Annotated in this window: 6 protein-coding genes and 1 pseudogene; 1 reads left to right on the forward strand and 6 read right to left on the reverse strand. The window is 71.0% G+C overall.

What is annotated here, in order from left to right:
* Positions 1 to 106: 106 nt before the first annotated feature.
* From ACLU3S_RS21660 to ACLU3S_RS21685, 6 genes are all read right to left on the reverse strand, one after another.
* Positions 107 to 1,195 (reverse strand): branched-chain amino acid aminotransferase, encoded by a 1,089-nt coding sequence (locus tag ACLU3S_RS21660; protein ID WP_413953576.1) that lies wholly within the window; start codon positions 1,193 to 1,195, stop codon positions 107 to 109.
* Positions 1,196 to 1,443: 248 nt separating this feature from the next.
* Positions 1,444 to 2,487, reverse strand: coding sequence for a 3-isopropylmalate dehydrogenase (locus tag ACLU3S_RS21665; protein ID WP_413953577.1), 1,044 nt, complete (start codon positions 2,485 to 2,487; stop codon positions 1,444 to 1,446).
* An 82-nt stretch (positions 2,488 to 2,569) separates the two neighbouring features.
* Entirely contained in the window at positions 2,570 to 2,701 is a 132-nt protein-coding gene (locus tag ACLU3S_RS21670; RefSeq protein ID WP_413953578.1) for a hypothetical protein, read from the reverse strand.
* 256 nt (positions 2,702 to 2,957) lie between these two features.
* Complete coding sequence (locus ACLU3S_RS21675; protein ID WP_413953579.1) at positions 2,958 to 3,494, reverse strand: GNAT family N-acetyltransferase; 537 nt, start codon at positions 3,492 to 3,494, stop codon at positions 2,958 to 2,960.
* A 120-nt stretch (positions 3,495 to 3,614) separates the two neighbouring features.
* Positions 3,615 to 5,246 carry an L-glutamate gamma-semialdehyde dehydrogenase gene (gene pruA, locus ACLU3S_RS21680; protein ID WP_413953580.1) on the reverse strand — a complete coding sequence of 544 codons (1,632 nt, stop codon included), beginning with the start codon at positions 5,244 to 5,246 and terminating at the stop codon, positions 3,615 to 3,617.
* A gap of 39 nt (positions 5,247 to 5,285) precedes the next feature.
* Positions 5,286 to 6,212, reverse strand: coding sequence for a proline dehydrogenase family protein (locus ACLU3S_RS21685; RefSeq protein ID WP_413953581.1), 927 nt, complete (start codon positions 6,210 to 6,212; stop codon positions 5,286 to 5,288).
* A gap of 164 nt (positions 6,213 to 6,376) precedes the next feature.
* Between ACLU3S_RS21685 and ACLU3S_RS21690 the strand changes: the two are divergent.
* Positions 6,377 to 7,116 (forward strand): annotated as a pseudogene (locus ACLU3S_RS21690) (PucR family transcriptional regulator); the annotation flags it as partial.

Below are 7,116 nucleotides of genomic sequence, written 5' to 3' on the forward strand. Positions count from 1 at the left end.
TCCCCGCGGGATGAGTGGATACCCACTCGCTCCCCGCTCCAACCGCTCCCCTGTTCCGCCGCGCCGTCGCGGCGGAACAGGGGGAGCGGCCGGGAAACGGTGAGGGTCAGCCGATCCTGTGCATCCAGCCGTGCGTGTCCTCCGTCAGGCCGCGCTGGATGCCGAGCAGGGCCTCGCGCAGCCGGAGGGTGACCTCGCCGGGGGTGCCGTCGCCGTGGGTCCACTCGTCGGTCTTGGTCTTGACGTGGCCGATCGGGGTGACCACGGCGGCGGTGCCGCAGGCGAAGACCTCGGTGAGGGCGCCGGATGCGGCGTCCTCGCGCCACTGCTGCAGGGTGACGACACCCTCCTCGGCGGTGTAGCCGAGGTCGCGGGCGACCTGGAGCAGCGAGTCGCGGGTGATGCCCTCCAGGATCGAGCCGGTCAGCGCCGGGGTGACGATCCGGTCGCCGTAGACGAAGGCGACGTTCATGCTGCCGCTCTCCTCGACCTTGGTGCGGGTGACCGCGTCGAGGTAGACGACCTGGTCGCAGCCGTGCGCGGCCGCCTCCGCCTGCGGGAGCAGGGACGCGGCGTAGTTGCCGCCGGTCTTGGCGTCGCCGGTGCCGCCGGGGACGGCCCGGACGTGGTCCTCGGAGACCCAGATGGTGACGGGCTTGACGCCGCCGGCGAAGTAGGCGCCGGACGGGGAGGCGATCAGCATGAACAGGTACTCGTTCCCCGGGTGCACGCCGAGCCCGGTCTCCGAGGCGAACATGAACGGGCGCAGGTAGAGGGACGCCTCACCACCGTGCGGCGGGACCCAGTCGGCGTCCTGGGCGAGCAGGGCGTCCAGGGCGGCGATGAACAGCTCCTCGGGCAGCTCGGCCATGGCCATGCGGCGGGCGGAGTTGCGGAAGCGGCGGGCGTTCGCCTCCGGGCGGAACAGCGCGATCGAGCCGTCGGGCTGCCGGTAGGCCTTGAGTCCCTCGAAGATCTCCTGGCCGTAGTGCAGGACGTGGCTGGAGGGGTCGAGGGAGATCGGGCCGTACGGGACCAGCTGGGCGTCGTGCCAGCCGCGCCCCTCGGTCCACCGGATCGTCACCATGTGGTCGGTGAAGTGGCGGCCGAACCCGGGGTTGGCCAGGATCGCCTCTCGCTCGGCGGCGGCGAGGGGGCTGGCGGAGGGCTTGAGCTCGATCGTGGGCGTCGTCATGAGTGATGTGTCCTTCACCGGTCGTTGTGACGGGCCGCGCTCATGCCCCGCACCGGCCTCCCGGCTGGTGCTAGGACGTCCGAGCTTTCCCTCATACCGCGGCTCCGCGTTCGATTATCGCGCGGGGGCTGCGGCGGAAGGAATCGGGGTGAATGCGGCCCAGGGGTCGATGGTGGCACCCGGCGGGGACATGCGGAAGCCGCCGGGCGGTCGTCCGACCCGGCGGCTTCTCGGGATGGAGCGCCGGGTCAGCCGGCTACTCGGGAGGCGAGCGCGTCGCCGATCTCAAAGGTGCTGCGGGCAGGCTTGCCCGCGCGCTCGGTGAGGTCGGCGGCGACCGCCGCGTCGATGCGGTCGGCCTCGGCGTCGTAACCCAGGTGGCGCAGCAGGAGGCCGACGGAGAGGACCGTGGCGGTGGGGTCGGCCTTGCCCTGTCCGGCGATGTCCGGGGCCGAGCCGTGGACCGGCTCGAACATGGACGGGAACTCGCGGCTGGGGTTGATGTTGCCGGAGGCGGCCACGCCGATGCCGCCGGAGACGGCCGCGGCGAGGTCGGTGATGATGTCGCCGAAGAGGTTGTCGGTGACGATGACGTCGAACCGGCCCGGGTCGGTGACCAGGAAGATGGTGGCCGCGTCGACGTGGATGTAGTCGGTGGTGACCTCGGGGTACTCCTTGGCCACCTTGGTGAAGACGTTCGTCCACAGGTGTCCGGCGAAGGTCAGCACGTTGTTCTTGTGGACCAGCGTGAGCTTCTTGCGCGGGCGGGCCTGGGCGCGCGCGAAGGCGTCGCGGACCACGCGCTCGACGCCGTAGGCGGTGTTGACGGACACCTCGGTGGCGACCTCGTGCTCGGTGCCCTTGCGGATGGTGCCGCCGTTGCCCGTGTAGGGGCCCTCGGTGCCCTCGCGGACGACGACGAAGTCGATCTCCGGCTGGCCGGCCAGCGGGGTGGCGACACCGGGGAGCAGCTTCGACGGACGCAGGTTGACGTGGTGGTCGAAGGCGAAGCGGAGCTTGAGCAGGAAGCCGCGCTCCAGGACGCCGGACGGCACCGACGGGTCGCCGATCGCGCCGAGCAGGATGGCGTCGTGCTGCTTCAGCGCGTCGAGGTCGGCGTCGGTGAGGGTCTCGCCGGTGGCGTGGTAGCGCCGGGCACCGAAGTCGTACTCCTTCGTCTCCAGCTTCACATCCTGCGGCAGGACGGCGGAGAGGACCTTCAGACCCTCGGCCACGACCTCCTGGCCGATGCCGTCACCGGGGATCACTGCGAGATTGATGCTGCGAGACATGCGGGCACCCTACTCCTCGTCCCAGGTGATGACACACCCCGTCCGGGATGCGGACAGTCAGGGTGGAGCAGCCGGGCAGGGGCTAGTGGCCGGTCTCGCCGCCGTTGTCGCGGCGGTCGAGGGCGCGCTGGAGGGCGGCGGCGGCGTTCTTGCGGTCGGCCTCGCTCATGCGGGACACGTGGCGGACTCGGCGGCGGACGGTCGTCTCGGCCATGGAAAATCGACTCCTTCGGCAAGCCGGCGGGCGGCGATGAGGGAAACGAGACGCCGGAGGGGGCGGGGAGCACCGGCCGCAGGGGTTGCCTGCACAGGGCCCGGCTCACGACCGCCCTTCGCTTGGTCGAGCGAGACGTTCGGCTTCTACAACGCTAAGGGAGCAGGCCGCGTCTGTCTGCACAATTACTCGGACTTCCTACTATCTGAGACGGCAGACCCGCTCACCCGGCCCTGACCTGGGGATTCGCCCTCCGTCAGGCGACGTCTCCGTCGCGCCAGTCGAGGACCAGCTCGTGGCCGGGGTCCGGCGCGCCGGCGAGCGCCGGCCGCAGCCAGAGGTACCCCTCCTCCTCCGGCAGCCGGACGATGCCGTCCGGCGAGAGGGCGTGCACCCGGCCGCCCCAGTGCTGCCAGCCGCGGGCGGCGTACAGCGGGGCGCCGGCCTCGCTCGCGGCCAGCGCGCCGAGGTCGTAGGCGCGGTCGATCACCCGCTCCAGCTCGGCCATCACCCGCCCGCCGAGCCCGGTGCGCCGTACGTCGGCGCGCACGGCGACGGCCTCGACGTACCCGGTGCGCAGCCAGCGCCCCCGGTGCCGGATCCGGCGCTGCACGACGGACCCGTGCGCGGCGAGCCCGTCGTCGTCGCGCAGCAGCACGTGCATGCCGCCGAGGCCGTGGTCCCAGTCCTCGTCGGAGAAGTCGTCGAACGCCTCGTCCAACAGGGCGCGGGCGGCACGGAGTTCGGCGGGTTCGAGCCCGGCGGTGTGCGCGAGGCGCAGGCGGACGGTCATGGGCCCAGTATCGCGGAGCCGCGCAAGGGGGCGCCGGGCCGGAGTTGGAAACGGGCCGGGAAGCCTGCTCGGATGTCAGGCTTCCCGGCCCGTAGCTCGGGGGCTCCTCCTCGGCGAGGATCAGCCCATGTGCGGGTAGGTGTAGTCGGTCGGCGCGACCAGCGTCTCCTTGATGGCGCGGGTCAGGGTCCAGCGCAGCAGGTTCTGCGGGGCGCCGGCCTTGTCGTTGGTGCCGGAGGCGCGGCCGCCGCCGAAGGGCTGCTGGCCGACGACGGCGCCGGTCGACTTGTCGTTGATGTAGAAGTTGCCGGCCGCGTAGCGCAGCTTCTCCATCGTGTACGCCGCCGCCGCACGGTCGTTGGCGATGACCGAGCCGGTGAGGGCGTAGTCGGACACCGACTCCATCTGGGTCAGCATCTCGTCGTACGCGTCGTCCTCGTAGACGTGCACCGCGAGGATCGGGCCGAAGTACTCGGTGGTGAAGACCTCGTTCTCCGGGTCGGTGCACTCGATGACGGTCGGGCGGACGAAGTAGCCGACCGAGTCGTCGTAGGTGCCGCCCGCCACGATGGTGCAGGTCGGGTCCTGCTTGGCGCGGTCGATCGCGGCCTTGTTCTTGGCGAACGCGCGCTCGTCGATGACGGCGCCCATGAAGTTGGACAGGTCCGTCACGTCACCCATGGTGAGGTAGTCCACCTCGGCGGCGAACTCCTCCTTGAAGCCCGAGTTCCAGATCGAGGCCGGGATGTAGGCGCGGGAGGTGGCGCTGCACTTCTGGCCCTGGTACTCGAAGGCGCCCCGGGTGAGGGCCGTCTTGAGCACCGCGCGGTCGGCGCTGGGGTGGGCGACCAGGAAGTCCTTGCCGCCGGTCTCGCCGACCAGACGCGGGTAGGAGCGGTACTTCTCGATGTTGTTGCCGACCGTCTTCCACAGGTACTGGAAGGTCTTGGTCGAGCCGGTGAAGTGGATGCCGGCCAGGTCGCGGTGGTTCAGGGCGACCTCGGAGACCGCGATGCCGTCGCCGGTGACGAGGTTGATGACGCCCTTGGGCAGGCCCGCCTCCTCCAGCAGCCGCATCAGCAGGACGGCCGCGTGGGTCTGGGTGGGCGACGGCTTCCAGACCACCACGTTGCCCATGAGGGCGGGCGCGGTGGGCAGGTTCCCGGCGATGGCCGAGAAGTTGAACGGCGTGATCGCGTAGACGAAGCCCTCCAGCGGGCGGTGGTCCAGGCGGTTCCACACGCCCGGGGAGTTCGCCGGGGGCTGCTCGGCGAGGATCTGGCGGGCGTAGTGGACGTTGAAGCGCCAGAAGTCGACCAGCTCGCAGGGGGTGTCGATCTCCGCCTGCTGGGCGGTCTTCGACTGGCCGAGCATGGTGGAGGCGGCGATGGTCTCGCGCCACGGGCCGGACAGCAGCTCGGCGGCGCGCAGGATGATCGCGGCGCGGTCGTCGAAGGACATCGCGCGCCAGGCCGGCGCGGCAGCCAGGGCCGCGTCGATGGCGTCCTGCGCGTCCTGCTGGGTGGCGTTGCGCAGGGTGCCGATGACGGCCTTGTGGTTGTGCGGCTGCACCACCTGGAACGGCTCGCCGCCGCCCATCCGCTTCTCGCCGCCGATCGTCATCGGCAGGTCGATCGGGTTCTCGGCCAGCTCCTTGAGCTTGGCCTCCAGGCGGGCGCGCTCGGGCGAGCCGGGGGCGTAGCCGTGCACCGGCTCGTTCACCGGGGTGGGGACCTGGGTCACAGCGTCCATGAGATCCGTAACTCCTTGTACGTGAGCGGGTGTTCGGGCTCAGCCCTTGCTGACCATCGAGCGGAGGAAGAAGCGCAGGTTGGCCGGCTTCTCCGCCAGACGGCGCATGAAGTAGCCGTACCAGTCGGTGCCGTAAGCGGTGTAGACGCGCATGCGGTGGCCCTCGGCGGCCAGGCGCAGGTGCTCGTCGCTGCGGATGCCGTACAGCATCTGGAACTCGTACTCGGCGGGCTTGCGACCGGCCTTGTGGGCCAGGTCCTGGGCGATGGCGATCAGGCGCGGGTCGTGGGAGCCGACCATCGGGTAGCCCTCGCCCTCCATCAGCGTCCTCAGGATGCGCACGTAGGCCTTGTCGATCTCGTGCTTCTGCTGGTAGGCGACCTCGGCCGGCTCCTTGTAGGCGCCCTTGACCAGGCGGACCCGGCTGCCGCTCGCGGCGAGGCGGCGGGCGTCGGCCTCGGTGCGGAAGAGGTAGGCCTGGATGACGCAGCCGGTCTGCGGGAAGTCCTTCCGCAGCTCCTCGTGGATGGCGAACATCGAGTCCAGGGTGGTGTGGTCCTCGGCGTCCAGCGTCACGGTCGTCCCGATGGCGGCGGCGGCCTCGACAACCGGGCGGACGTTGGCGAGGGCCAGCTCGTGGCCGCCGTGGAGCGCCTGGCCGAACATCGAGAGCTTGACGGACATCTCGACCTTCTCGCCGAGCTGCAGCTCCTTGAGGCGGTCGGCCAGCTGCAGGTAGGCGTCCCGGGCGGCGGCGGCCTGCTCGGGGGTGGTGATGTCCTCGCCGACGACGTCCATCGTCAGCTCCAGGCCCTTGGCCGTCAGATCCTTGATGATCGGCACGATGTCGTCCACGGTCTCACCGGGGATGAAGCGGTCGACGACCTGCTTGGTCACCGGGGCCGCCGAGATCAGGCGTCGCATCCGGTCGCTGCGCGACGCGGCGAGAATCACGGGACCCAGCACGGGGCACCTCCACAGACAAGCACCTAGACGGCCGTCACCCGACCATTCGGGTACGGCACGGAGAACCACCGTGAAACCTAAGGATGTCTCCGATCGTCGGCCACGGACAGCTGTCACGCATCCGCGCACCAGATCTCAGACAGATGTATGAAGAGGGCCGGAAAATGCGGGAGAATGCCCGGGTGGCGGCCGATTACAAGGGTGACTACCAGGAACTGGTCGACGAGATCTCGGAGCTGCTGAGCGTCCCGGCGACCCTGGAGAACCGCGACTTCGAGCTGATCGCCTTCGGCGCGTACGACAGCGAGGGCGACCTGGATCCGTCTGCCCTGGACCCGGTGCGCACCCGCTCGATCCTGACCCGGCGCTCCACCGCGACCGTGCGCGCCTGGTTCGAGGGCTTCGGCATCACCCGCGCCACCGGCCCGGTGCGCATCCCGTCGAGCCCGGAGGCCGGGGTGTACCGCGGCCGGATCTGCCTGCCGGTGCGCCATCGGGGTGTCGTCCTCGGCTACGTCTGGCTGCTGGACGGCGATCCGGGGCCGACGGACGCGCAGCTGGCCGCCGCGATGGAGGTGGCCGGCCGGATCGGCGCGCTGCTCGCGGACGAGGCGGACGCCGGGGCGGGGCTGAGCCGGGAACTGCGGGCGGTGCTCACCTCGGAACGCGGCTGGCAGCGGGACATGGCGGTGGCCGAGCTGCGCACGGCCCTGGGTCCCCGCGCGGACGGCCCGCACACGCTGGTCTGTGTCGCCCCCTGGCACTCGCCCGACCCGGACGACGCGCCGTCGCCGCGGACGGTCCCCCACGCCTCCGCGCTGTGCACGGTTCCGTGGGGGGCCACGGCCCAGAGCCTCGCGGTGCTGGTGCGGCTGCGCACGACGGACGTGGGGACGCCGGCCCT

This window comes from Streptomyces sp. AF1A, from assembly GCF_047340315.1.
In the GTDB taxonomy this organism is placed as follows: domain Bacteria; phylum Actinomycetota; class Actinomycetes; order Streptomycetales; family Streptomycetaceae; genus Streptomyces.

Coding starts and splice junctions, on each gene's coding strand:
- ACLU3S_RS21675 (WP_413953579.1), bottom strand. CDS start 3,494: ATGACCGTCCGCCTGCGCCTCGCGCACACCGCCGGGCTCGAACCCGCC.
- ACLU3S_RS21670 (WP_413953578.1), bottom strand. CDS start 2,701: ATGGCCGAGACGACCGTCCGCCGCCGAGTCCGCCACGTGTCCCGCATG.
- pruA (WP_413953580.1), bottom strand. CDS start 5,246: ATGGACGCTGTGACCCAGGTCCCCACCCCGGTGAACGAGCCGGTGCAC.
- ACLU3S_RS21660 (WP_413953576.1), bottom strand. CDS start 1,195: ATGACGACGCCCACGATCGAGCTCAAGCCCTCCGCCAGCCCCCTCGCC.
- ACLU3S_RS21665 (WP_413953577.1), bottom strand. CDS start 2,487: ATGTCTCGCAGCATCAATCTCGCAGTGATCCCCGGTGACGGCATCGGC.